The organism is Pseudomonas sp. PDM17 (assembly GCF_014851985.1).
Lineage (GTDB): Bacteria > Pseudomonadota > Gammaproteobacteria > Pseudomonadales > Pseudomonadaceae > Pseudomonas.
Window position 1 is genome coordinate 85,463 of record NZ_JACVAT010000001.1, and the last position, 21,090, is coordinate 106,552.

Sequence of the window (21,090 nt, forward strand, 5' to 3'; positions counted from 1 at the left end):
ATGGACGAACTGCGCATCGGCCTGATCGGCAATCCCAACGCGGGCAAGACCACCCTGTTCAACCAGCTCACCGGCTCGCGCCAGCGCGTTGGCAACTGGGCTGGCGTCACCGTGGAGCGCAAGGAAGGCAGCTTCCGCACCGCGCGCCACAGCGTGCGCCTGGTGGATCTGCCCGGTACCTATTCGCTGACCACGTTGTCGACCCAGGCTTCGCTGGACGAGCAGATCGCCCGGCGCTGCATTGTCGATGGCGAAGTGGACGTGCTGGTCAACGTGGTGGACGCCACCAACCTGGAACGCAACCTCTACCTCACTGTTCAACTACGCGAGATGGGCTTGCCCTGCGTGGTGGCGCTGAACATGCTCGACATCGCCCGCACCCAGGGCCTGAACATCGACCGCGAGGCGCTGGCGCAGGAACTGGGTTGCCCGGTGGTGCCGCTGGTCTCGACCCGTGGCGAAGGCATCGACGCGCTGAAGGATGCCATCGATAGCGTGACGGCACAGCCGCCGCTGCAGGTGCCGTACCCTGCCGCACTGCGCAATGCCGTCATCCAGCTGCTGCCCGCTGACGCACCACCGGCCCAGGCCTGGATGGCCCTGCTGGCGCTGGAAGGCGATCTGCACAGCGCCCGTCAGCTCAAGCTCGATCCGGCGAGCCTGCTGGCCGCCCGCGATGCGATCCGCTGCGCCTGCGGCGAAGACCCGGAACTGCTGCTGGTGGACGCGCGCTACCGGCTGATCGGCGAACTCTGCGAGCGCGCCAGCAACCACCGCCAGGCCGCGCCGCATCGCCTGACCCAACTGCTGGACAGCGTCGCGCTGAATCGCTGGCTGGGCATTCCGGTGTTCCTCTTCGTGATGTACCTGATGTTCTTCTTCGCCATCACCCTGGGCGGCGCGCTGCAGCCGATCTTCGACCAGGGATCCTCGGCACTCTTCATCGACGGTATCCAGTGGCTGGGTGCGCGCACGGGGGCGCCGGACTGGCTGACCGCGCTGCTGGCCCAGGGGCTGGGCGGTGGCATCAACGCGGTGCTGCCGCTGATCCCGCAGATCGGCCTGATGTACCTGTTCCTCGCCCTGCTGGAGGACTCCGGCTACATGGCCCGCGCAGCCTTCGTCATGGACCGCCTGATGCAGGCCCTCGGCCTGCCGGGCAAATCCTTCGTGCCGCTGATCGTCGGCTTCGGCTGCAACGTGCCATCGATCATGGGCACCCGTACCCTGGACAACCCGCGCGAGCGCCTGATGACTTCGATGATGGCGCCGTTCATGTCCTGCGGTGCGCGGCTGGCGATCTTCGCCGTGTTCGCCGCGGCTTTCTTCGGCCAGAATGGCGCGCTGGCGATCTTCTCGCTGTACCTGCTGGGCATAGTCGTCGCGGTGCTCACCGGCCTGCTGCTCAAGCACACGCTGATGCGTGGTGAGGCCTCGCCCTTCGTCATGGAGCTGCCGCTGTACCACGTGCCGCACCTGCGCAGCCTGCTGCTGCAGACCTGGATGCGCCTGCGCGCCTTCGTGGTTCGCGCGGGGACCGTGATCATCCTGGTCAGCCTGGTGATCGGCGGCCTCAACAGCGTCACCCTCGACGGCCGCCCGGTGCAGGGCGACATCGCCGACTCGGCGCTGGCCAGCCTCAGCCACAAGGTCACGCCGCTGCTCAAACCCATGGGCGTACACGAGGACAACTGGCAAGCCACGGTCGGCCTGGTCACCGGCGCGCTGGCCAAGGAAGTGGTGGTCGGTACCCTGAACACCCTGTACACCGCCGAGCACATCCAGGGCGAAGCCTTCGATGCCGACGGCTATGACCTCTGGGGCCAGCTCAAGCAGGCCGGCGCGGATACCCTGGATGGCCTGCGCGACTCGTTCAGCCTCAGCGTGCTGGCCAACCCGGTGGCCGCGAGCATGGCCGACGGCGAGATGGAGGAGGGCTCCATGGGCACCTTCGCCGCCAAGTTCGGCAGCCCCTTGGCCGCCTATGCCTACCTGGTGTTCGTGCTGCTCTACGTACCCTGCGTGGCGACCCTCGGCGCGCTGACCCGCGAGAGCGGTCGCGGCTGGATGACCTTTGCGGTGTTCTGGGGCCTCAACGTCGCCTACTCGCTGGCGACCCTCTGCTACCAGGTCTTCAGCTTCGCCCAGCATCCGCAGTACAGCGCGGTGGCCATCGGCCTGGTGCTGGCGTTCAACCTGGTGCTGTTCCTGATCCTGCGCTGGGTTGGCCGGCGCGGCCTGGAGCTGGACGGCGAGCGCGACCTGCGCCCGGCCCCGGCGGGGAGCTGCCACTGATGGCCACGGCAATCGCGGTGCGCAACCTGCTCGGCGAGATGGGCGAGGCCGATGTGCCGACCTTGGCCCAGCGTCTCGGCGCCTCCAGGGCTCTGCTCGAAGCGCTGCTGGAGCGGCTGCTGGCGATGGGCGTGGTGGAAAAGATCACGCCCGAGCCGGCGGCCTGCGGGAGTTGCAAGGGCTGCGCGGAGGCGACGCGATGTGCGACCACGGGGTATCGGTTGACTGGTCGCAACGAGGCCACGCCCCTGCGCTGGATCACCACCTGAACCCGGCTCGCAGGATGGGTGGAGCCTAAGCGATACCCATGCTGTCGGTGCCACGGATCGATGGGTATCGCTGCGCTCCACGCCATCCTACAGGTACCGGTAACTCTGGGTGCCCATTGCAGGAGCGGCTGCGAATTTTCAGGACAACAAAAAAGGGCGCCTTCGCATGAAGGCGCCCTTTTCATTGGCGCAGGAACCCGCCGTTACAGGCGCGGGTAGTCCAGGTAGCCGACCGGGCCCTTGCCGTAGAAGGTTTCCGGGTGCGGCTCGTTCCAGGCGGCGCCTTTTTCCAGGCGGGTCACCAGGTCCGGGTTGGCGATGAACGGGATGCCGAAGGCCACAGCGTCAGCCTTGCCGCTTGCCAGCCACTCGTTGGCGCTGTCCTTGGTGAAGCGCTCGTTGGCGATGTACACGCCACCGAAGATCTCCTTCAGTTTCGGGCCGATGCTGTCGTCGCCGGCCTTCTCGCGGGTGCAGATGAACGCCACGCCGCGCTTGCCCAGCTCGCGGGCTACGTAGCCGAAGGTGGCCAGCGGATCGGCGTCGCCCATGTCGTGGGAGTCCATGCGCGGAGCCAGGTGCACGCCGACGCGGCCGGCACCCCAGACGCCGATCACGGCATCGGTGACTTCCAGCAGCAGGCGGGCACGGTTCTCCACCGAGCCGCCGTACTGGTCGGTGCGCTGGTTGGTGCTGCTCTGCAGGAACTGGTCGAGCAGGTAGCCGTTGGCGCCGTGGACTTCCACGCCATCGAAACCGGCGGCCTTGGCGTTCTCGGCACCGACGCGGTAGGCCTCGACGATGTCGGCGATCTCTTCGGTTTCCAGGGCGCGCGGGGTGACGAATTCCTTGATCGGGCGCACCAGGCTGACGTGGCCGGCCGGCTTGAGGGCGCTCGGCGCTACCGGCAGTTCACCGTTCAGGTACAGCGGGTCGGAGACGCGGCCCACGTGCCACAGCTGCAGCATGATGCGACCGCCGTTGGCGTGTACGGCCTTGGTGATGTTGGTCCAGCCGCGGACCTGGTCGTCGGACCAGATGCCGGGGGTGTCCGGGTAGCCCACGCCCATCGGGGTCACCGAGGTGGCCTCGCTGAGGATGAGGCCGGCGTCGGCGCGCTGGACGTAGTACTCGGCCATCAGTGCGTTGGGCACGCGGCCTTCGTCGGCGCGGCAGCGGGTCAGCGGGGCCATGACGATGCGGTTGGGCAGTTCCAGGTCACCGATGACGATGGGGTCGAAAAGCGTGGTCATTGCGTTACTCCGGGGCGTGAGGGTGGAGGATCAGTCGAGGACGGGTTGGGTCTGGTTGGGCTTGCCGCTGAACGCGATCATCACCGCGATCAGCGCGAGTACGGAGAGCACGGCGCCGGCCAGGGGCACGCGGGTCAGGCCCAGGCCGTGGTCGATGACGCTGCCGCCGACCCAGGCGCCGATGGCGTTGCCGACGTTGAAGGCGCCGATGTTCAGGGTGGCGACGAGGTTCGGCGCGGCGCCGCCGACGCGCACCACGTTGACCTGCAGGGCGGGCACCGCGGCGAAGGCAGCGGCGGCCCAGATGAACAGGGTGATTTCGGCCGGGATCAGCGAGGCGCTGGTCCAGCTCAGGACGGTGGAGACCACCGCCATGGTGGCGAACACGCCGGCCAGGGTGGTGCCCAGGCGCCAGTCAGCCAGACGGCCGCCGAGGATGTTGCCCAGGGTCAGGCCGAGGCCGATCAGTACCAGGCTCCAGGTAATGCCGTGCGGCGAAACCCGGGTGACTTCGCCCAGCAGCGGCGCGACGTAGGTGAACAGCGCGAAGACGGCGGCGGAGAACAGCACGGTGGTGCCCAGCGCCAGCCACAGCGGGCCGTTGCGCAGCGCAGCGACTTCCTTGCGCATGTCCACGGCTTCTTCATCGTGTTTCTTCGGCAGCACGCTCCACAGGCCGATCAGCGCGAACACACCGATCAAGGTCACCGCCCAGAAGGGCGAGCGCCAGCCGGCGATCTGGCCCAGCGCGGTGCCGGCCGGTACGCCGAGCACGTTGGCCAGGGTCAGGCCGGTGAACATCAGAGCCACGGCGGAAGCCTTGCGGTTGGCCGGCACCAGGCTGGCGGCGACCACCGAGCCGATGCCGAAGAAGGCGCCGTGACACAGGGCGGTAATGATCCGCGCCAGCATCAGCAGGCCGTAGTTGGCGGCCACCGCGCAGAGCAGGTTGCCGAGGATGAAGATGCCCATGAGCATCAGCAGCGCGGTCTTGCGCGGCAGACGGGCGGTGAGCAGGGCCATGATCGGCGCGCCGATGGCGACGCTGAAGGCGTAGCCGCTGACCAGCCAGCCGGCGGCGGGAATGGTCACCGAGAGGTCGCCCGCAACCTCGGGCAGCAGGCCCATGATCACGAATTCCGTGGTGCCGATGGCAAACGCGGACAAAGCGAGGACGAGAAGCGAAGTGGGCATTTGCCTGCTCCTGGAGAGTGGGATTGTCTTGGCTGGCAGTAGCCGGGTTACAGCGCTTCGCTCAGGTGGCGAACAAAGGCCTGGATGGTTTCCTCATTACGTTTGAAGAAATTCCACTGGCCGACTTTTCGACTGGTCACCAGGCCCGCGCGCTGGAGGGTGGCCAGATGCGCGGAAACGGTGGATTGCGACAGACCGGTGCGCTGGTCGAACTTGCCGGCGCAGACGCCGATCTCGAAGGATTGGTGCTCCTGCTCGACGAAGAACTGCTCAGGGTCCTTGAGCCAGTGCAGCATGTCGCGCCGCACCGGGTGGGCCAGGGCCTTGAAGATTTCGTCGAGGTCGATGCCAGGATCGAGAGTGGGTTGTTCAGTCATGGGGCACATCGGTATATCGCGTTGGGACGAACTATATATCGGTCAAAAGCGATATGAATTCGTTTGGGGCGATAGTAATGATCGACACCCGTGATAGTAGCCGCTGACCACCCGCGCTACTCTCTGCCCATGAACTACCTCGCGCACCTTCATCTGGGCGGCGACCGGCCCGCCCAACTGCTCGGCAGCCTCTATGGCGACTTCGTCAAGGGACCGCTGGCCGGCCAGTGGCCCGCCGAGATCGAGGCGGGCATCCGCCTGCACCGGCGCATCGACGCCTTCACCGACAGTCACGCCTTGATACACAGTGCCAAGACGCGCTTCCCCAGCGAGCGCCGGCGCATGGCCGGCGTGCTTCTGGACGTGTTCTTCGACCATTGCCTGGCCCGCGACTGGGGGCGTTTCTCCGGCGAGCCGCTGGAGCACTTCACCCAACGGGTCTACGGTGTACTGGGCCGTACGCCTGGCCTGCCGGAGCGTCTGGCGCGCATTGCACCGCGCATGGCCGCGCAGGACTGGCTCGGCAGCTATCGGGAGTTCGAGGTGCTGCAGGACGTGGTCGTCGGGATGTCCCGACGCCTGTCCAGGCCGTCTTTGCTGGATGGCGCCTGGGATGAGCTGGATCGCCTGTATGAGCCTTTGAGCAGCGATTTCCGTGAGTTCTATCCCCAATTGCAGGCCTTCGTCAGAAATCTGCCGAATACGATGGACGGTCCGGCCTGACTTGATATGCGTCAACCGCCCGACGGCCCATAGCGTGTGCAATAGACACATCTGAAGGACGACGAGAGGAGCAGCATGATGAAGTCGTTAATGGTCGCAACGGATCTGTCCGGCCGTTCCGAAAAGGCTTTGCACCGTGCGGCAGCGCTGGCCAAGCGCTACGCCTGCCCCTGGACCGTGCTCTACGTGGTCGATGAAGACCAGCCTTCGGCGCTGGTCGAACAGGAAGTCACCCAGGTGCGCCTGATGCTTGAAGCGCGGCTGGTGGAGCTCACCGAGCTGGGCGGCACCTGCCCGAAACTGCTGGTGGAGCGCGGTGATCCGAATCAGCAGATCCTCGCCGCAGCGAAGCAGCAGGACTGCGAGATGCTGGTGATGGGCGCGCACCGCAAGAGCGTGCTGCGCGACATCTTCGTCGGCACCACGGTCGAGCGAGTGCTGCGCGCCGGGCAACTGCCGGTGCTGGTGGTCAACCAGCCGGCCGGCGGCCAGTACCGCGACCTGTTGATCGCCCTCGATACCTCGCCGGCCTCGGCCCATGCGGTGGAAGTGGCCGATGAACTGGGCCTGCTCGAAGGCGCCGTGCGCCGGGGCGTCTATGCCTTCAGCCCGCTGGCCAAGGGCATGATGCAGTACTCCGGGGTGAGCGAGGAGCGCATCGACGAATTCGTCGGCAGCGAATCCCGCCAGGCGGTGGACGAGCTGAAGAAGTTCCTCCACGAGCGCCATCTGGAAGAACGCATCGACGAACAACTGGTGGCCGTCGGGCTGCCGGGCAACGTGTTGCAGCGGATGGTCGACAAGCATCGGCCCGATCTGCTGGTCATGGGTACTCGGGGTATGGGTGGGATCAAGCGTGCCCTGATCGGCAGTGTTGCCGACTACGCTCTGCGCGAACTGGATTGTGACATCCTGGTCGTGCCGCCGGAGGCTTGAGCCTCCGGCGCCTGGAGACTGTTTTCAGGTTGCGTCGGGCGGCTCGAGGGTGCCGCCCGGCGTAGTTTGAAAGCCGTTTCGTCAGAGTGGGAACCCGTCGGCCGTAGGTTACGGCGGGCTCCAAACCTTCTTCGCTTTCCCTGCAGCCTTGCTGGCAGAACTCAGGCCGCGATGGCCGACTCTTCCTGGGCCTCACACACCACCGCGTGGATCGCAGCATGTGCCTGTCTGGCCAGCAGATTGCGGTCCTGGTGCGCGCTGGACAGCGCCGGCAGCAGGTGGACTTCCACCACACCCCGATCATTGTCGAACAGGCGCTTCAGGTGACTGACCAGATCGTCGTCACCGATGAAGGGCGCCAGTTCGCACGCCTGGTCGTTGCGGCGGTAGCGCAGCCCTACCGGCTGCACCGGCACGCCGGCTTCGATGGCGCTGGCCATCAGGCGGCCGTGGAAGGTGCGCAGGCCCGTGCCGTCGGTGGTGGTGCCTTCGGGGAAGACCAGCAGCGAACGGCCGCGCGACAGGTGCGTGGCCAGCTGCGCATTGATCATCCGCGCATCGCCCGAGCCACGGCGAATGAACAGCGTACCGGCCTTCTCCGCCAGCCAGCCGGCTACCGGCCACTGGCGCACTTCGGCCTTGGACAGGAAGGTCAGCGGCAGCAGCCCGCCCAGCAGCGGAATATCGACCCAAGACACATGGTTGGAGACCCACAGCATCGGCTGTGTGGGCAACTCGCCGTGCACCTGCAGTTCAAAGGGCAGGGCGGCGGACAGGCGCGCCAGGAACCAGCGCGTCAGGCGCTGGCGCAGGGGCATCCGGTCGCCGGGCAGGCGCTCCAGCAGGCTGACGAAGCTGGCCAGCACGAGGCCCACCAGCAGAAGTGACAGCAGGCGGGCGACGCGCAGCCAGGCGCGCAGGCTGCGCATCAGACTGCGGCCTTGAAGTGGCGGGCGTAGCGCGGGCAGAGTTCGTCGCGCTTGAGCAGGATGAACACGTCGGCGACGCCGAAGTCCGGGTCCCAGCAGGGTTCGCCGCAGATCTTCGCGCCCAGGCGCATGTAGGCCTTGAGCAACGGCGGCAGCTCGGCGGTGAGGTTGTCCGGCACGTCCATCGGCGGCAGCGGGGTCTTCGGCTCGGCGCGCAGGTTCTGCTGGCACAGGTAGCGGTCGCGCAGGCGCTGCATGACCGCGCGGGCCTGGATGCCGCCGTCGCGCATGGGAATGCTGGCGCAGCCCATCAGGTAGCGGTAGCCGCCTTCGTTGAGCACTTCGGCCAGTTCGCTCCAGAGCACGGCGATGGTGCCGCCGTTGCGGTAGTCCGGGTCGACGCAGGTGCGGCCGATTTCCAACACCGGGCCCTGCAGGTTGTCCAGGCCGTCGAGGGCGAATTCCTCTTCGCTGTAGAAGCGGCCCAGGCGCTGCGCGGCGCGGTGGTCGAGCAGGCGGGTGGTGGCCACCAGCGCGCCGGTGTTGAGGTCGCGCACGCCGATGTGGGCGCAGTGACGGTCGTAGTCGTCCATGTCCAGGCCCAGGTCCGCGCCCTTGAGCTGGGCATCGAATTCGCTGCTGAACACGCGGTAACGCAGGGCCTGGGCTTCGCGCAGGGCGCGGGCGCCGCGCAGACGCACGGCCTTGAGACGGCGCTGTGCCGGGGTGTCACAGGAGAGGGCGATCTGACTCATGCGAGTGCCTCCGTGAACCGGCCATGCGGGTTGCGGCCGGTCGGCTTTGTTGTGCAAGCTCAGGCTAGGAATGACCGGTGTCACGCCCATGACGGTGCGGTGATGCTTGTATGACAAGAACAACGACCTCGAAGGAAGGAGCGCCGCGATGCCCTGGAAATGCCTGCTCGGCCCGCAGGACCGGTTACCGCCCGGCCTGGCCCTGGACGACTGGTACGCCGAATTGCTCACCCGCGCAGAGTGCGCCGGCAGCTTCGAACTGGCAGTGCTCGGCGGCCGTCTGGCGACGTCACCGGGGCTGGCCTTCCTTGCTGGCTACCAGGCCGCGCTGCGCGCACTCTGGCCGGCTGCCCCGCGCAGCCTCGGCGCGTTGTGCGTGACTGAGAAGAAGAGCGTGCGCCCCGCCGATCTGCAGACCCGCCTCGAAGGCCTGGTGCTGCACGGTCGCAAGGACTTCGCCACCGCAGCCGACAGCGCCGCCTGGTGGCTGGTTGCCGCGCGTGACGAGGAGGAGGGCCAGCCGCCGCGCATCGCCATGACCGTGGTGCAGGCCGGCGCCCCCGGCGCGAAGCTCGAAGCGCTGCCGGCCCTGCCGCTGATGCCGGACATCCCCCACGCTCGCCTGCTGCTCGACGGCGCCCATTGCGAGCGCCTGCCCGGTGATGGCTGGGAGGCCTACAGCAAACCTTTCCGCACCCTGGAAGACACCCATGTGCTGGCCGCAGTCTGCGCCTGGCTCTATGGCCTGGCCGTGGAACACCAATGGCCGGCGGAGCTGAGTCTGCGCCTCACCGGCGTGCTCGCCGGTTGCGCCGAAGTCAGCCGGCAGCCCGCCTCGCAGCCGGAAACCCACCTGCTGCTGGCCGGTGTGTTCAGCCAGTTCGAAAGCCTCGCCGCGGCACTGGATGCCGCATTCGCCTCCGGCGCCGCGGAACCGGCGACGGTGTGGAAGCGGGACAAGGGTGTACTCGCCATCGCCGGTTCCGCGCGGGCCAAACGCCTGGAGAAAGCGAGGGTGGCAATAGGCCTTGACCCACGTCAGTGAGGGCTCGGGGAGGGGACGTTAGCCTTACAGAAGTTTCTGAGATACCTAGAAATTTCCGCAGGGCTACCCACTGTTTTCCCTCCCACTGCTTTAGGAAATCCCCTCATGCGACGCGAACCCATCGTGCTGTTCGACGACGGTAAACACCAATGCCTGTGTTTCGACGATCTGGTCAGCGGCGACGGTGTGCAATCCAACCAGTTTCTCATCGTCGACCACGACAAGCGCCTGCTGCTTGATCCGGGCGGCGACCTGACCTACACCCCGTTGTCGCTGGAACTCTCCAAGCTGTTCCCGCTGCAGGACCTGGACTACATCTTCGCCTCGCACCAGGACCCGGACATCATCGCCGCGCTGGACAAGTGGCTGCTGCACACCCGCGCCAAGGTCATCTGTTCCAAGCTCTGGGCACGCTTCCTGCCGCACCTCACGGCCAGCTACCTGGCGGTCAGCCATGGCATCTCCACCTATGACCGCGTGATCCCGCTGCCGGACCGTGGCGAATCGGTGCAATTGGGCCGCTGCCAGCTGAAGATGATTCCCGCGCACTTTCTCCACTCGGTGGGCAACTTCCAGGTCTACGACCCGATCAGCAAGATCCTCTTCTCCGGCGACATGGGCGCCTCCCTGGTGGACGACGCCAGCCCGGTGCAGGACTTCGCCGCCCACGTGCCGCACATGGAAGGTTTCCACCGGCGCTACATGGCCTCGAACAAGGTTGGCCGGCTGTGGGCCAACATGGTTCGCGGCCTGGACATCGAGATGGTCGTTCCGCAGCACGGCCGGCCCTTCGTGGGCAAACCGATGATCACGGCATTCCTCGACTGGATCGCCGATCTGCAATGCGGCATGGACCTCATGGGGCCGGACGACTACCAGGTTCCTCGCTAGCGCGCTCGTGCTGACACGTTCCTGTCAACAAGCGCGGCGCTGACCGATTGCGCCAATCGTCCTTGATTACGGCACGATCGGCGCTTAATCCGTCATCTTCACCGTGCTAGGGTGCGGGCCGACCTGATAACAAGAGGCCCGCCGATGCCCTTTGCCCCCTTCCGCCCAGCGCTGCGCGCGCTGGCGCTGGCCACCTGCCTGCTGAGCAGCCACGCCCACGGTAGCGAAACCTGGCCCGAGGCCGACTGGCCTCACGGCGCCACGCCCAGCGGCGCCGCCGTGCAGGCGTTCGAGAACTACGCCTTCCCCACCCGCGACGACGGCACCCGCAAGGGCGTGCGCACCGACGCCGTGGTGGTGATCCGCGATGGCCAGCTGATCTACGAGCGCTACGCCGGCCCGACCCGCGCCGAGACACCGCATCTGGCCTGGTCGATGAGCAAAAGCGTGATGGCCAGCGTCCTCGGCGTGGCCTTCGGCGAGGGCAAGTTCCAGCTCGACGACCCGGTCGCCAAGCATTACCCGGCCTTCGCCGATCACCCCGACATCAAGATGCGCGACCTGCTGCATTGGGCTTCGGGCCTGGCCTGGCAGGAAGAGTACGAGTACGCGCCGGTGCGCTCCTCGGTGGTGGCGATGCTCTACACCCGTGGCCGCGACGACATGGCGAAATTCACCGCCGGCTTCCCCGCCGATGCCGAGCCGGGCAAGCGCTTCCGCTACTCCAGCGGCGACAGCAACGTGCTCTCCGCCACGCTCAAGCAGATGGTCGGCAAGGACTACGCCAACTATCCCTGGACCGCGCTGTTCGAGCCGCTGGGCATCCAGTCCGCCGTCTGGGAGCGTGACGCCAGCGGGACCTTCGTCGGTTCGTCCTACGCCTACATGACAGCCCGCGACTTGGCGCGCATCGGCCTGCTGATGGAGCGCGACGGGCGCTGGAAGGATCGCCAGTTGCTGCCGCAGGACTGGCTGAAATTCGTCCTCGCGCCGTTCCCCGAGTACCAGCCCGATCCGAAGAAGCCCAATGAGGCGGTGCCCGGCGGCCAGTGGTGGCTCAACCGCCCGGTGGCCGGCGCGCCCGCGCCCTGGCCGGATGCGCCGGCGGATACCTTCGCCGCTCTCGGCCACTGGGGCCAGGCGCTGTACGTGATCCCCGAACAGAAGCTGGTGATCGTTCGCTACGCCGACGACCGTGACGGCAGCTACCAGCACGACACCTTCCTCAAGCTTGCCCAGGCGGCCTTCGCCCACGGGGAGGTGCAGCCATGATCCGCCGTCATCCGATCCTCACCGCCCTGGTCCTGTTGCTGCTCGCCCTGGTCACCACCGCGTGGCAGAACCGTGTCCATCTCGCCGCCTTCCCCGGCATCATCGGCGCCTACACCGCCAAGGAGTACTGCTCCTGCCGCTACGTTATGGGGAACTCGGCGGACTATTGCCGGGCCTATACCAAGCAGTACGTGCCGACCAGCGCCTTTCTCGACGACGAAGCGCGCAAGCGGGTGACCGCCCGCGGCCTGGGCAGTACGCAGACAGCCGCCTGGCTCGGTGCGCGCGAGGGATGCCAACTGATGCCCCAGGCGGACGATTTGCCCGAATCGGGCAGCCACTGACGGGCGCGTTCCACGGAGCGGGGCGACCCGCTTCGGAGGACCAATGCATTCTTTTGTAACAGGAGCTGTATGCGCCTTGCTGGTACTGGCCAGCCCCCTGGCCCTGGCTGAATGGCAACTGGACGGCGACACCTCGCGGATCAGCTTCGTCTCGGTCAAGCGCGGCAAGATGGCGGAGGTGCAGCGCTTCGACCGCCTCTCCGGGCAGATCGACGACAAGGGCGCGGTGCGCGTGGTGGTGCCGCTGGAGTCCATCGACAGCGGCCTGGCGCTGCGCGACGAGCGCATGCGCAATGCCTTCTTCGAGATCGAGCGCTTCCCCGAGGCGATTGTCAGCAGTCAGCTCGACCTGAGCCGCTATGAGGACCTGCAGGTCGGCCAGTCGCGCCAGGAAACCGTGGATTTCAACCTCGACCTGCACGACCAGCAGCGCCGGCTCAAGTCCGAGGTGCTGGTCAGCCGCCCCAGCGAGAGCCGCATCGAAGTGACAACCATGGAGCCGCTGGTGCTCAAGCTGATCGACTTCGACCTGGAAGAGAAGCTGGAGCCGCTCAAGGAAGTCGCCAACGTGCCGTCCATTACTCCTGAGGTGCCGGTGTTTGCGGTGTTGGGGTTCAGTCAGGTGATCAAGCAGGCGCCGTGACACTGAACGCCATGCCCGCCATCGTGCGCATGGTGGGGAGATGCACCTGACCTGTAGGAGCGGGCCATGCCCGCGATCCGTCGGCAGGGCCGGCGTCTTCCTCCGCTCCGATGTTGGTCCTGTATTGCTGCGTTGGCTTGGGGATTTCTGCGCCGCTTCGGCGTGCGCTCAGATTCCTGGTTTCGCCCCCTCGGGCGAGTTACTTTTCCAAACGCCGAAAAGTAACCAAAAGGCTTGCCCCGGACATCCGGTTTTTCGCCTAGGCGAAAAATACCCTCGTTGAAGCGAAGTTTCAGGGGCACGCTGCGAAGGGCCATCCCTGGCCCATCGCAGCTCTCGCGACATCCATGTCGCTCAACCCCTGAAACTCCGCTTCAACGAGGCCTCCTGAACGGGGCGTTCGGATTGCGCTGAGGTTTATCTGGAAGTCTTCAAGAGCCAGAGCCAGAGCCAGAGCCGGGGCGGGGCATTGGCTCTTCGTAGGACCGAGGGGGGCGCCTAGCCCTTGCTCGCGAACCGCACGGCTCAGCGTCAATTGCGAAAACAGCCAGCCTTAAGCCCGTGCCGCAATCGCCGGCACGTCGGGTTGGAAGCGGAAGCCGGAGCCCACGCTGCAACTGGAAGCGCCGATGAGCACGAAGGTAAGCAGCAGGATGGTCTTCATGGTGATGCTCCTGTCATTCAGGATTGGACAGCCTCCAGTCTAGGCCGCGCCGCCCGATGCGCACCGAAGGTGAGGAAGCTGCCCACCGCGAACAGCCAGGCGCTGATCCCGCCGTAGCCAAGCACCCAGCCAAACCCCTGCACCAATGCCGCACGGGCGCCGTCCGGATCGTCCGCACCCAGCCGGCCGCTGGCGATGCTGGCCGCCAGTTGCAGCTTCTCGCCACTCTCTACGCCCTGTAGCGCCGCCGCGACGCCGGAAAGCAGGATCAGCCCCATCACCGCGATATTGATCGCCAGGGAGATCATCCGCGCGCTCATGTCGATGCCTGAGGCCATGCCGGCGCGGGTGGCGGGCACGGCGGCGGTGGAGGTGTTGGTCACCGTGGTGTTGGTCAGCCCCAGGCCGATTCCGGCCAGCACGCAGCCGGGCAGCAGGGTCAGCCAGCTGGCATGGTCCACGCTGCTGCCCCAGAGCATCAGGAAAAAGCCGGCGCCAATCACGAACATCCCGCCGGGAATCACCCAGCCGGGGTGGAAGCGATGCGCCAGGCGCTCGGCGATCGGCGGCACCACCAGCGTCGGCAGCGTGTAGGCGAGCAGCGACCAGCCGGCCTTCACGTCGTCGTAGCCGAGTACGCCGTGGTAGTAGACCGGCAGGTAGATCATCAGCGGCCAGAAGCTCACGTTCATCCCTGCCGAGGCGAACATCGCGCCGGAGAATGCGCGGATGCGCAGTACCGAGAAGTCGAACATCGGGTGGGCGACGCGGCGCTCGATCAGGACGAAGGCGATCAGGCAGGCGAAGCTGAGCAGCAGGATTGCCAGCGCGGCCGGGCTGGCGAAGCCCATGTCCGCGCCCTGGGTGATGTAGAACACCGTGCCGAGCACTGCCAGCGACAGCGTGAGCATGCCGCCGACATCCAGCCGTTCGGCATCCGGATCGCGCGATTCCACCGCGCCGTACTGCGCCAGCGCCAGGGTGAGCAGGGCGAGCGGCCCGTGCACCAGGAACACCCACTGCCAACTGGCCAGGACGACAATGGCGCTGCCGACGATCGGCCCGAAGCCCAGGCCGATGCCGAACACCACACCCCAGGCGGCGAAGGCGCGCACGCGCTCGGCCGGGTCGCCGAACTGGCTGGTCAGCACGGCCACCTGGCAGATCAGCATGACCCCGCCGGCGGTGCCCTGCAGGAAGCGCCCGGCAATCATGGTCGGCATGTCGCCTGCCAGCCCGCAGAGCAGCGAGGTCAGGCCGAACAGCGCCAGGCTGATGACAAACAGGCGCTTGCGGCCGAAGCGGTCGGCCAGGGTGCCGGCGGCCATCAGCACGCTGGTGACGGCAATGGTGTAGGCGTTCATCACCCATTGCAGGTCCTGGAAGTCGCCGTGCAGCACGCGCTCCAGGGCCGGCAGGCTGGCCGGCACGCTGGAGATTTCCAGGCCGAACATCATCGAGGACAGGCACACCGCCGCCAGGGCGATGAGGTTTCTTGGGTTGCGGTGGGCAGTCATGGGAGTGGGCTCCGTAGGGCGAGCCACCATTGTCGAAAAGAACAAGGTTCCCCATTGGCTCCATTTGGTCCCATCATTGAGTCTTTTCAGGATTCAAAGGGGAAGGGTGATGGATGACCGTCTCGATGGCATCGCTACCTTCGTTCAGGTGGTCGACGCCGGCAGCTTCGCCCTCGCGGCGGAGCGCCTGAGCCTTACGCGTTCGGCGGTGGGCAAGGCCATTGCCCGGCTGGAGGCGCGCCTGGGCGTGCGCCTGCTGCAACGCACCACGCGTAGCCAGAACCTCACCGACGACGGCCAGGTGTTCTACGACAGCTGCGTGCGCGCGCTGGCCGAGCTGGATGCCGCTCACACCGCGCTGGAAGGCGGGCGGATGGAGCCGCGCGGGCGCCTGCGGGTCAGCGTGCCGATCTCCTTCGGCCACCTCTGCGTGGCGCCGCTGATGCTGGCGCTGGCGCGGCAATATCCGTCATTGAGGATCGACCTGTCGTTCACCGATCGCCGCGTCGACCTGGTCGAAGAGGGCATCGACCTGGCCGTGCGCATCGGCCCGCTCAGCGACAGCGCCACACTCGCCGCCCGCAAGCTGGGAGTGCAGTACACCGGCATCGGCGCGGCGCCGTCGTACATAGCCGAGCATGGCATGCCGGAGCATCTCGACGATCTGGTCGGCCACGCTTCCATCAGCTATTCCGTGGCTGGCGTCACCTCCCCCTGGGACATGCGCGACGACGACGGATACGCCAGGCGCATCGAGATGGACCCGCAGCTGAGCATGGACGACCTGCAAGCCATCACCGCCGCCGCCGTGGCCGGTTTCGGCCTGGCACGCCTGCCGACCTGGCTGTTGGCGCGGCACGTGAAGCGTGGCGAGCTGGTGGTGGTGAAGGGACGCTGCAGGTTGCCGCCGCTGGAGATCCATGCGGTATGGCCGAAGACGCGCTACATGCCGTCGAAGATTCGTTGCGCCATCGATGCGCTGGTGGCTGGGATTCCCGCGTTGCTGGCCGACTGAACCATTGGCGCCCACGCCTGCCCAATGGGCTCGCCGGTCGGCCGGTTTGCAAGCCGACGGCGGGCCGCTATCGTTGGCCGTTGATCCATCCGTTTTCCATGTAAGGGATTTCATGCGCTCGCTGTTCACCTTCCTCTTCGCGGCCTGCTTCGCCGCTTCCGCCCAGGCTGCCTGGTACCTCGACTACGAGTCCTCGCGGCTGACCTTCGTCACGACCAAGAACGCCGATATCGCCGAGGTGAACCGCTTCCTGGTGATGCACGGCAAGGTGGAGGAGCAGGGCCGGGTGGAGTTGCGTATCGAGATGGACTCGCTGAGCACCGGCATCCCGCTGCGCGATGAACGTGTGCGCGACCAGTTGTTCGATACCGAGAAGTTCCCCGAGGCGCGCATCACCTCGACCATCGACCTGCGCCCCATCACCGATCTTGCCAACGGCGTGCAGCTGGAGACGCGCCTGCCGCTGCGCCTGGAGCTGAACGGCCAGGCGAAGGACTACCGCACCGATGTGCTGATCACCCGCCTGGACGAGCATCGCTTCCAGGTGGTGACGCTCTCGCCGCTGGTGATCAACGCCGCTGACTTCGGCCTCGCACCAGGCGTGGCGCAGCTACGCAAACTGGCCGGGCTCAAGAGCATCGGCCTGTCGGTGCCGGTGGGCGCCGTGCTGATCTTCGCCTCGCGGTGAGCGGCCCGATCTTCCCCTGGCGGACGGGCAACCGTTTCGCCCTGCTCTGCGATGGCGAGCGCTTCTTCCCGCGCATGTTCGCCGCCATCGACAGTGCCGAGCGGCAGATCGAACTGGAGCTGTACCTGGTAGAAAGCGGCAGTTGCGCCGAGGCGCTGCTGGATCGCCTGCTGGCTGCGCGCTCGCGCGGTGTGAAGGTGCGTTGCCTGTTCGACGCCTTTGGCAGCCTCAAGCTCTCCAGCGCCTGGACGCGCCAACTGCTGGAGGCGGGCGGCGAGCTGCGCCACTACAACCCGCTGAACTGGAAGGCCGGCATTCGCAACCTGTACCGCGATCACCGCAAGCTGTTGCTGGTGGACGAGCGCATCGCCTATGTCGGCGGTACCGGCGCCACCGACGAGTTCTGGTCCGCGCGGGAGAACCGCAGCGACTGGCACGAAGTGATGGTGGAGATGACCGGCCACATCGTCGCCGACTGGCAGCGTCTGTTCGAGCGGCAGTGGAATGCCTGTCTCGGCGTGCGCGCCTGGAAGCCTCGCGAGGAAGTCCTGCTGACCCGCCTGCCGCCGATCCCCAACTACGGCGAAGGCCTGGCGCGGGTCGCCTATGCCGACGCCGGCCAGCACAGGGACATCCTCCAGGCGCTGGTGCGTTCGCTGCGTGGCGCGCACCAGCGTGTGTGGCTGGCGACGCCTTACTTCCTGCCGACCTGGAAAGTCCGCCGCGCCCTGCGCAAGGCCGCCCAGCGCGGTGTCGACGTGCGCCTGCTGCTCACCGGGCGCCTCACCGACCATGCTCCCGTGCGCTACGCGGGTCAGCGCTATTACCCCGGCCTGCTGCGTGCCGGGGTGAAGATCTTCGAATACCAGCCGCGCTTCCTTCATCTGAAGATGGTACTGGTCGATGACTGGGTCAGCGTCGGCTCGTGCAACTTCGATCATTGGAACCTTCGGTTCAATCTGGAGGCCAATGTAGAAGCGTTCGATCCGTCGTTCACCGCGGCGGTGGCCGACTGCCTGGCCGCCGACTTCGCACAGAGCCGCGAGATCGACCTGGGCTTCTGGCGCGCGCGTCCCTGGTGGAAGCGCCTGCGCGAGCGCCTGTGGGGCTCGCTGGACCGACTGGTGGTGAACTTCCTCGATCGCCGCCGCTGATGTCGTTGTGGTTCGTCCAGCTGTCGTTCGCCTACCTGGAAGGAGAGAAGCGTGGAGAACAGACAAAAAAAGGAGCGTTTCATCGGGCTGGAATGGCTGCGCTTCCTGATGGGCCTTTATGTGGTGATCTACCACACGCTGCACAGCTACCCGGCGGAGCAGAAGTTCGCCGGCCTCGATGACCTCACCGCATTGGGCTTCTTCGCCACCAGCACCTTCTTCGTGCTCTCCGGCTTCCTGCTCTGCCACGTCTACGTCACCGACGGGCAGCTGCGCGAGAGCCCGCGCAGTTTCTTCACCAAGCGCCTGTCCAACCTCTACCCGCTGCACATCTTCTCGATCCTGCTGACCATCACCGTGCTGCTGGTGGTGAGCGGGCTGGGCATCGGCCCGGACCTCGATCAGGCCACGCCGCGGTTCGTCATCTACGACACCAACGAGGCCATCGGCCGGCTGCAGCCGGAGCTGTTCCACCACTGGATGAGCGACCGCGAACTGCTGTTCAACAGCATCCTCCAGCTCACCATGCTGCAGGCCTGGAACCCGTATTACCTGACCTTCAACGCGCCGCTCTGGTCGCTGTCGACGCTGTTCTTCTTCTACCTCTGCTTCCCCTTCGTCGCGCCGCGCCTGGCGCGCCTGCAGAACAAATGGCGCTGGCTGCTGGCGCTGTGGGTGCTTTACCTGATCCCGCCGATCCTGGTGGTCGCCAGCGAACAGTACGGCATGCCCTGGACCGGCCTGCTGCACCGCAACCCGCTGCTGCGTCTGCCGGAGTTCCTCAGCGGCATCCTTGCCTACGGACTGTTCCGCGAGTACAAGGACGCCGGCCGCCTGCCGGGGCGCGGGATGCTGGTGGCGATGGGCGCCTTCGTGCTGGCCAATTTCCTCGTCGCCGATTACCTCTATACCCACGGCGCCAAGTACTGGTACTTCCTCCTGCATAACGGCCTGCTGCTGCCGGCACAGTTGGTGCTGGTGTACATGAGTGCCTTGCCGCGCGATCCGCAGAACAGCCTGATCCGCCACTGGTCGCCGAGACTGGGGGCTGCATCGTTGTCGCTGTTCGCCCTGCATGTGCCACTGTTCACCCTGTTCTCGCGCACCGAGAAGCTGATCCGCGCGCCGGGCGACTGCCTGGCCGACTGGGCCTTCTGCGTCGAGTCGGCGACCCACCAGCAGCTGTCGCTGTGGCTGTATCCGCTGTTCCTGCTGTTCATGGTCACCAGTTGCGTGCTGGTGCAGGAGCGCTGCGTAGTGCCGGTGCGCAAATGGCTGGTGCGCCACCTGTTGCCGGCACCGCCCGCGCCGCCAGCCACGCGGCGACGGGTGGTGACGGAGTCCTGAGGCGCGTCCGTCGGTCACACCCGCGAACTGCCTTGAAGGCTGGCGCGCACGGATATGCTTCTGTCGCGGTTGGAACTTCGGCTGGCTTCTCGGCCCATGCTAGGTTTCAACATTGCTGCCACCTTGCCGGCGGCGGCACCTGCGGACTCCCGCCATGCCCCTGGATATCCGCCTGCTCAGCGGTGATGCCCTCCGCCCGTTCATCGATGATCTGGCGCGATTGCGCATCACTGTGTTCCGCGAGTATCCGTACCTCTTCGACGGCAGCCCGGAATACGAGGCCGGATACCTCGACAGCCACGTACGTTCAGCCTGGAGCCTGTGCGTGCTGGTGATCGATGAGGGCAGGGTAGTGGGGGCCTCGACCGGGCTGCCGTTGTTGGACGAGTCCGAGGCTTTGCAGCAGCCGTTCCTGGTGCAGGGCTGGAACCCGGAACGAATCTTCTATTTTGGCGAGTCGGTGGTTCTGCCGGAGTACCGCAGCGCCGATCTCGACCTGCGCTTCTTCGAGGAGCGCGAACGCTTTGCGCGTAGCCTGGATCGCTTCGACTGGTGTGCCTTCTGCGCCCTTCGGCGGCCGCCGGAGCATTCTGCGCGACCTGCCGGCTACCGCTCGCCGGACGCCTTCTGTCTGCAGCGCGGCTTCACTCCGCAACCCTCCCTGCAGACCGAATACCACTGGCGCGATATCGGCGAGCAACAGGAGACCGCCAAGTCGATGATGTTCTGGCTCAAGGAACTGAGCTGACGCACACCAGTGTTCGGGACGCTGGATCAGGGACAGGTTTGCGCCGGTGACCCAGGTGTGGCCGAGAAGTGACCGACCCGGACTTTCGACGGGTGGCAAGGTGTGATGCGCTGGTTATGCTCCGGGGATAACCATAAGAGGGACTTTCCATGCTCCGAATGGCCCTGTGCGCCTTTCTCCTGATGCTCGCCGGTTGCAGCTCGCCCGGTGCGTTCTTCGGCGCGGTCGACGGACCGCCCTTCGGTGCGTTGCCTGCGGATGCGCAGCAAGCCACGGTGTACATCTACCGGCCGCAGAACCAGTGGTCCGACGAGGAGCTGGAAGCGCCCGGGCTGTTCATCAACAACGAGCTGATCGGCAGCCTGCCGAGCAACGGCTACTTCGCCCTGAGCTTCGCCCCCGGCAGCTATCCGCTGCAGATGCGTCGCCCGTTGCTGGGCAGCTTCTGGACCTTCTTCGCCGGCGGCAGCCTGGACTTTACCCTGATCGCCGGCTTCACCCTGGAAGCCCGCGCCGGCGAGGTCTACTACCTGCGCTACGACGAGACCCACACGCCGCCCAAGTACGAACACACCGCCGGCCAGGGGGCTGGCCCGCTGCAACTGGTGGGCAAGGAGCTGGGCTCGCGGGAAATCCCCGCCACACGGCAGGTCCAGGAGCCGGTGAGCATTGCCGCCAGCGGCAAGGAAGTCGAAGGACCAGGCTTCTTCGAACGTATCGGGCTCTGAGATTTCCACCCTTTCGGAGTTATGAGGGCAACTCATAACTCCTTGAGTTTTTATGGTTACCGGGCCGATTTGGCCCGGTGCTAAAAATCGTCGCACCAGCTCATCGACAACAACAAAGAGCGACGCGACATGATCACCTGCCTGCTTTCCCCACCCTCGATCCGTCCTCCGCGTTCCGGCCTGTCCGGTGCCTTCGCGCACCCGTCCGACTTGCTCGTCGATTCCTGATCCCACACCGACTTTCTCCCGGCGTTCTGTGCCGGTTTTGCCACGGGCCGCGCACGCAGGCCCGGGCTTTCTTAC

General features: G+C 66.3%; 21 protein-coding genes. 15 read left to right on the top strand and 6 right to left on the bottom strand.

The features are described 5' to 3' along the window. Together feoB and IB256_RS00415 are read left to right on the top strand one after the other, a co-directional pair. Nucleotides 1-2,295 (top strand): Fe(2+) transporter permease subunit FeoB, encoded by a 2,295-nt coding sequence (gene feoB, locus IB256_RS00410; RefSeq protein WP_192292292.1) that lies wholly within the window; start codon nt 1-3, stop codon nt 2,293-2,295. Further along, a complete protein-coding gene (locus IB256_RS00415) occupies nt 2,295-2,564 on the top strand; it encodes a FeoC-like transcriptional regulator (RefSeq protein ID WP_192400983.1) in 270 nt (89 codons plus the stop codon). Before feoB ends, IB256_RS00415 begins: the two co-directional genes overlap by 1 nt. Before the next feature lie 203 nt (nt 2,565-2,767). Here the strand turns inward: IB256_RS00415 and IB256_RS00420 are convergent, their stop codons facing one another. From IB256_RS00420 to IB256_RS00430, 3 genes are read right to left on the bottom strand one after another with little or no spacing between them, the layout of a single operon-like run. Next, nucleotides 2,768-3,817 (bottom strand): alkene reductase, encoded by a 1,050-nt coding sequence (locus IB256_RS00420; protein ID WP_192400984.1) that lies wholly within the window; start codon nt 3,815-3,817, stop codon nt 2,768-2,770. Between the two features lie 30 nt (nt 3,818-3,847). Continuing rightward, nucleotides 3,848-5,011 carry an MFS transporter gene (locus tag IB256_RS00425; protein ID WP_138215929.1) on the bottom strand — a complete coding sequence of 388 codons (1,164 nt, stop codon included), beginning with the start codon at nt 5,009-5,011 and terminating at the stop codon, nt 3,848-3,850. Nucleotides 5,012-5,058: 47 nt separating this feature from the next. After that, entirely contained in the window at nt 5,059-5,388 is a 330-nt protein-coding gene (locus tag IB256_RS00430) for an ArsR/SmtB family transcription factor (RefSeq protein ID WP_192292284.1), read from the bottom strand. A 129-nt stretch (nt 5,389-5,517) separates the two neighbouring features. Between IB256_RS00430 and IB256_RS00435 the strand changes: the two genes are divergently transcribed. Both IB256_RS00435 and IB256_RS00440 read left to right on the top strand, forming a co-directional pair. Then, nucleotides 5,518-6,111, top strand: a complete 594-nt coding sequence (locus tag IB256_RS00435; protein WP_192292560.1) for an ACP phosphodiesterase — start codon at nt 5,518-5,520, stop codon at nt 6,109-6,111. A 75-nt stretch (nt 6,112-6,186) separates the two neighbouring features. Continuing rightward, nucleotides 6,187-7,047 carry a universal stress protein gene (locus IB256_RS00440; protein ID WP_225601570.1) on the top strand — a complete coding sequence of 287 codons (861 nt, stop codon included), beginning with the start codon at nt 6,187-6,189 and terminating at the stop codon, nt 7,045-7,047. A gap of 161 nt (nt 7,048-7,208) precedes the next feature. Here the strand turns inward: IB256_RS00440 and IB256_RS00445 are convergent, their stop codons facing one another. Both IB256_RS00445 and olsB read right to left on the bottom strand, forming a co-directional pair. Next, complete coding sequence (locus IB256_RS00445; RefSeq protein ID WP_192400985.1) at nt 7,209-7,976, bottom strand: lysophospholipid acyltransferase family protein; 768 nt, start codon at nt 7,974-7,976, stop codon at nt 7,209-7,211. Next, nucleotides 7,976-8,731, bottom strand: coding sequence for an L-ornithine N(alpha)-acyltransferase (gene olsB / locus IB256_RS00450; RefSeq protein ID WP_081516358.1), 756 nt, complete (start codon nt 8,729-8,731; stop codon nt 7,976-7,978). The genes IB256_RS00445 and olsB overlap by 1 nt, the downstream gene beginning before the upstream one ends. Before the next feature lie 148 nt (nt 8,732-8,879). Between olsB and IB256_RS00455 the strand changes: the two genes are divergently transcribed. The 5 genes from IB256_RS00455 to IB256_RS00475 all read left to right on the top strand — a co-directional run bounded on the left by IB256_RS00455 (nt 8,880) and on the right by IB256_RS00475 (nt 12,926). Further along, nucleotides 8,880-9,776, top strand: coding sequence for an acyl-CoA/acyl-ACP dehydrogenase (locus IB256_RS00455; RefSeq protein ID WP_192400986.1), 897 nt, complete (start codon nt 8,880-8,882; stop codon nt 9,774-9,776). Between the two features lie 105 nt (nt 9,777-9,881). Next, a complete protein-coding gene (locus IB256_RS00460; protein WP_192400987.1) occupies nt 9,882-10,667 on the top strand; it encodes an MBL fold metallo-hydrolase in 786 nt (261 codons plus the stop codon). Nucleotides 10,668-10,811: 144 nt separating this feature from the next. Continuing rightward, on the top strand, nt 10,812-11,939 hold the full coding sequence (locus IB256_RS00465; RefSeq protein ID WP_192292272.1) for a serine hydrolase domain-containing protein: 1,128 nt from the start codon (nt 10,812-10,814) through the stop codon (nt 11,937-11,939). Then, entirely contained in the window at nt 11,936-12,283 is a 348-nt protein-coding gene (locus IB256_RS00470; RefSeq protein ID WP_192400988.1) for an amidase, read from the top strand. The genes IB256_RS00465 and IB256_RS00470 overlap by 4 nt, the downstream gene beginning before the upstream one ends. 43 nt (nt 12,284-12,326) lie before the next feature. Further along, nucleotides 12,327-12,926 carry a YceI family protein gene (locus tag IB256_RS00475; RefSeq protein ID WP_192400989.1) on the top strand — a complete coding sequence of 200 codons (600 nt, stop codon included), beginning with the start codon at nt 12,327-12,329 and terminating at the stop codon, nt 12,924-12,926. 681 nt (nt 12,927-13,607) lie between these two features. Here IB256_RS00475 and IB256_RS00480 read toward each other — a convergent pair. Beyond that, nucleotides 13,608-15,107 (bottom strand): MFS transporter, encoded by a 1,500-nt coding sequence (locus tag IB256_RS00480; protein ID WP_192400990.1) that lies wholly within the window; start codon nt 15,105-15,107, stop codon nt 13,608-13,610. A 109-nt stretch (nt 15,108-15,216) separates the two neighbouring features. On the opposite strand from IB256_RS00480, the gene IB256_RS00485 reads away from it, so the two are divergent. The 6 genes from IB256_RS00485 to IB256_RS00510 all read left to right on the top strand — a co-directional run bounded on the left by IB256_RS00485 (nt 15,217) and on the right by IB256_RS00510 (nt 20,787). Beyond that, nucleotides 15,217-16,122 carry a LysR family transcriptional regulator gene (locus IB256_RS00485; protein ID WP_192292260.1) on the top strand — a complete coding sequence of 302 codons (906 nt, stop codon included), beginning with the start codon at nt 15,217-15,219 and terminating at the stop codon, nt 16,120-16,122. Between the two features lie 112 nt (nt 16,123-16,234). Beyond that, nucleotides 16,235-16,810, top strand: a complete 576-nt coding sequence (locus IB256_RS00490) for a YceI family protein (RefSeq protein WP_192292257.1) — start codon at nt 16,235-16,237, stop codon at nt 16,808-16,810. Then, nucleotides 16,807-17,964, top strand: coding sequence for a phospholipase D-like domain-containing protein (locus IB256_RS00495; RefSeq protein WP_192400991.1), 1,158 nt, complete (start codon nt 16,807-16,809; stop codon nt 17,962-17,964). Before IB256_RS00490 ends, IB256_RS00495 begins: the two co-directional genes overlap by 4 nt. A gap of 51 nt (nt 17,965-18,015) precedes the next feature. Beyond that, entirely contained in the window at nt 18,016-19,311 is a 1,296-nt protein-coding gene (locus tag IB256_RS00500; protein ID WP_192292251.1) for an acyltransferase family protein, read from the top strand. Nucleotides 19,312-19,471: 160 nt separating this feature from the next. Further along, the gene (locus IB256_RS00505; RefSeq protein WP_192292557.1) at nt 19,472-20,059 is read left to right on the top strand and encodes a GNAT family acetyltransferase; all 588 of its coding nucleotides are present in this window, start codon (nt 19,472-19,474) and stop codon (nt 20,057-20,059) included. Nucleotides 20,060-20,208: 149 nt separating this feature from the next. Next, nucleotides 20,209-20,787 carry a DUF2846 domain-containing protein gene (locus IB256_RS00510; RefSeq protein ID WP_192400992.1) on the top strand — a complete coding sequence of 193 codons (579 nt, stop codon included), beginning with the start codon at nt 20,209-20,211 and terminating at the stop codon, nt 20,785-20,787. The last annotated feature ends 303 nt before the right edge of the window (nt 20,788-21,090 follow it).

Excerpts from the sequence above, each read along its gene's own strand:
- feoB (WP_192292292.1), top strand. The coding sequence starts at position 1 with ATGGACGAACTGCGCATCGGCCTGATCGGCAATCCCAACGCGGGCAAG.
- IB256_RS00415 (WP_192400983.1), top strand. The coding sequence starts at position 2,295 with ATGGCCACGGCAATCGCGGTGCGCAACCTGCTCGGCGAGATGGGCGAG.
- IB256_RS00420 (WP_192400984.1), bottom strand. The coding sequence starts at position 3,817 with ATGACCACGCTTTTCGACCCCATCGTCATCGGTGACCTGGAACTGCCC.
- IB256_RS00425 (WP_138215929.1), bottom strand. The coding sequence starts at position 5,011 with ATGCCCACTTCGCTTCTCGTCCTCGCTTTGTCCGCGTTTGCCATCGGC.
- IB256_RS00430 (WP_192292284.1), bottom strand. The coding sequence starts at position 5,388 with ATGACTGAACAACCCACTCTCGATCCTGGCATCGACCTCGACGAAATC.
- IB256_RS00435 (WP_192292560.1), top strand. The coding sequence starts at position 5,518 with ATGAACTACCTCGCGCACCTTCATCTGGGCGGCGACCGGCCCGCCCAA.
- IB256_RS00440 (WP_225601570.1), top strand. The coding sequence starts at position 6,187 with ATGATGAAGTCGTTAATGGTCGCAACGGATCTGTCCGGCCGTTCCGAA.
- IB256_RS00445 (WP_192400985.1), bottom strand. The coding sequence starts at position 7,976 with ATGCGCAGCCTGCGCGCCTGGCTGCGCGTCGCCCGCCTGCTGTCACTT.
- olsB (WP_081516358.1), bottom strand. The coding sequence starts at position 8,731 with ATGAGTCAGATCGCCCTCTCCTGTGACACCCCGGCACAGCGCCGTCTC.
- IB256_RS00455 (WP_192400986.1), top strand. The coding sequence starts at position 8,880 with ATGCCCTGGAAATGCCTGCTCGGCCCGCAGGACCGGTTACCGCCCGGC.
- IB256_RS00460 (WP_192400987.1), top strand. The coding sequence starts at position 9,882 with ATGCGACGCGAACCCATCGTGCTGTTCGACGACGGTAAACACCAATGC.
- IB256_RS00465 (WP_192292272.1), top strand. The coding sequence starts at position 10,812 with ATGCCCTTTGCCCCCTTCCGCCCAGCGCTGCGCGCGCTGGCGCTGGCC.
- IB256_RS00470 (WP_192400988.1), top strand. The coding sequence starts at position 11,936 with ATGATCCGCCGTCATCCGATCCTCACCGCCCTGGTCCTGTTGCTGCTC.
- IB256_RS00475 (WP_192400989.1), top strand. The coding sequence starts at position 12,327 with ATGCATTCTTTTGTAACAGGAGCTGTATGCGCCTTGCTGGTACTGGCC.
- IB256_RS00480 (WP_192400990.1), bottom strand. The coding sequence starts at position 15,107 with ATGACTGCCCACCGCAACCCAAGAAACCTCATCGCCCTGGCGGCGGTG.
- IB256_RS00485 (WP_192292260.1), top strand. The coding sequence starts at position 15,217 with ATGGATGACCGTCTCGATGGCATCGCTACCTTCGTTCAGGTGGTCGAC.
- IB256_RS00490 (WP_192292257.1), top strand. The coding sequence starts at position 16,235 with ATGCGCTCGCTGTTCACCTTCCTCTTCGCGGCCTGCTTCGCCGCTTCC.
- IB256_RS00510 (WP_192400992.1), top strand. The coding sequence starts at position 20,209 with ATGCTCCGAATGGCCCTGTGCGCCTTTCTCCTGATGCTCGCCGGTTGC.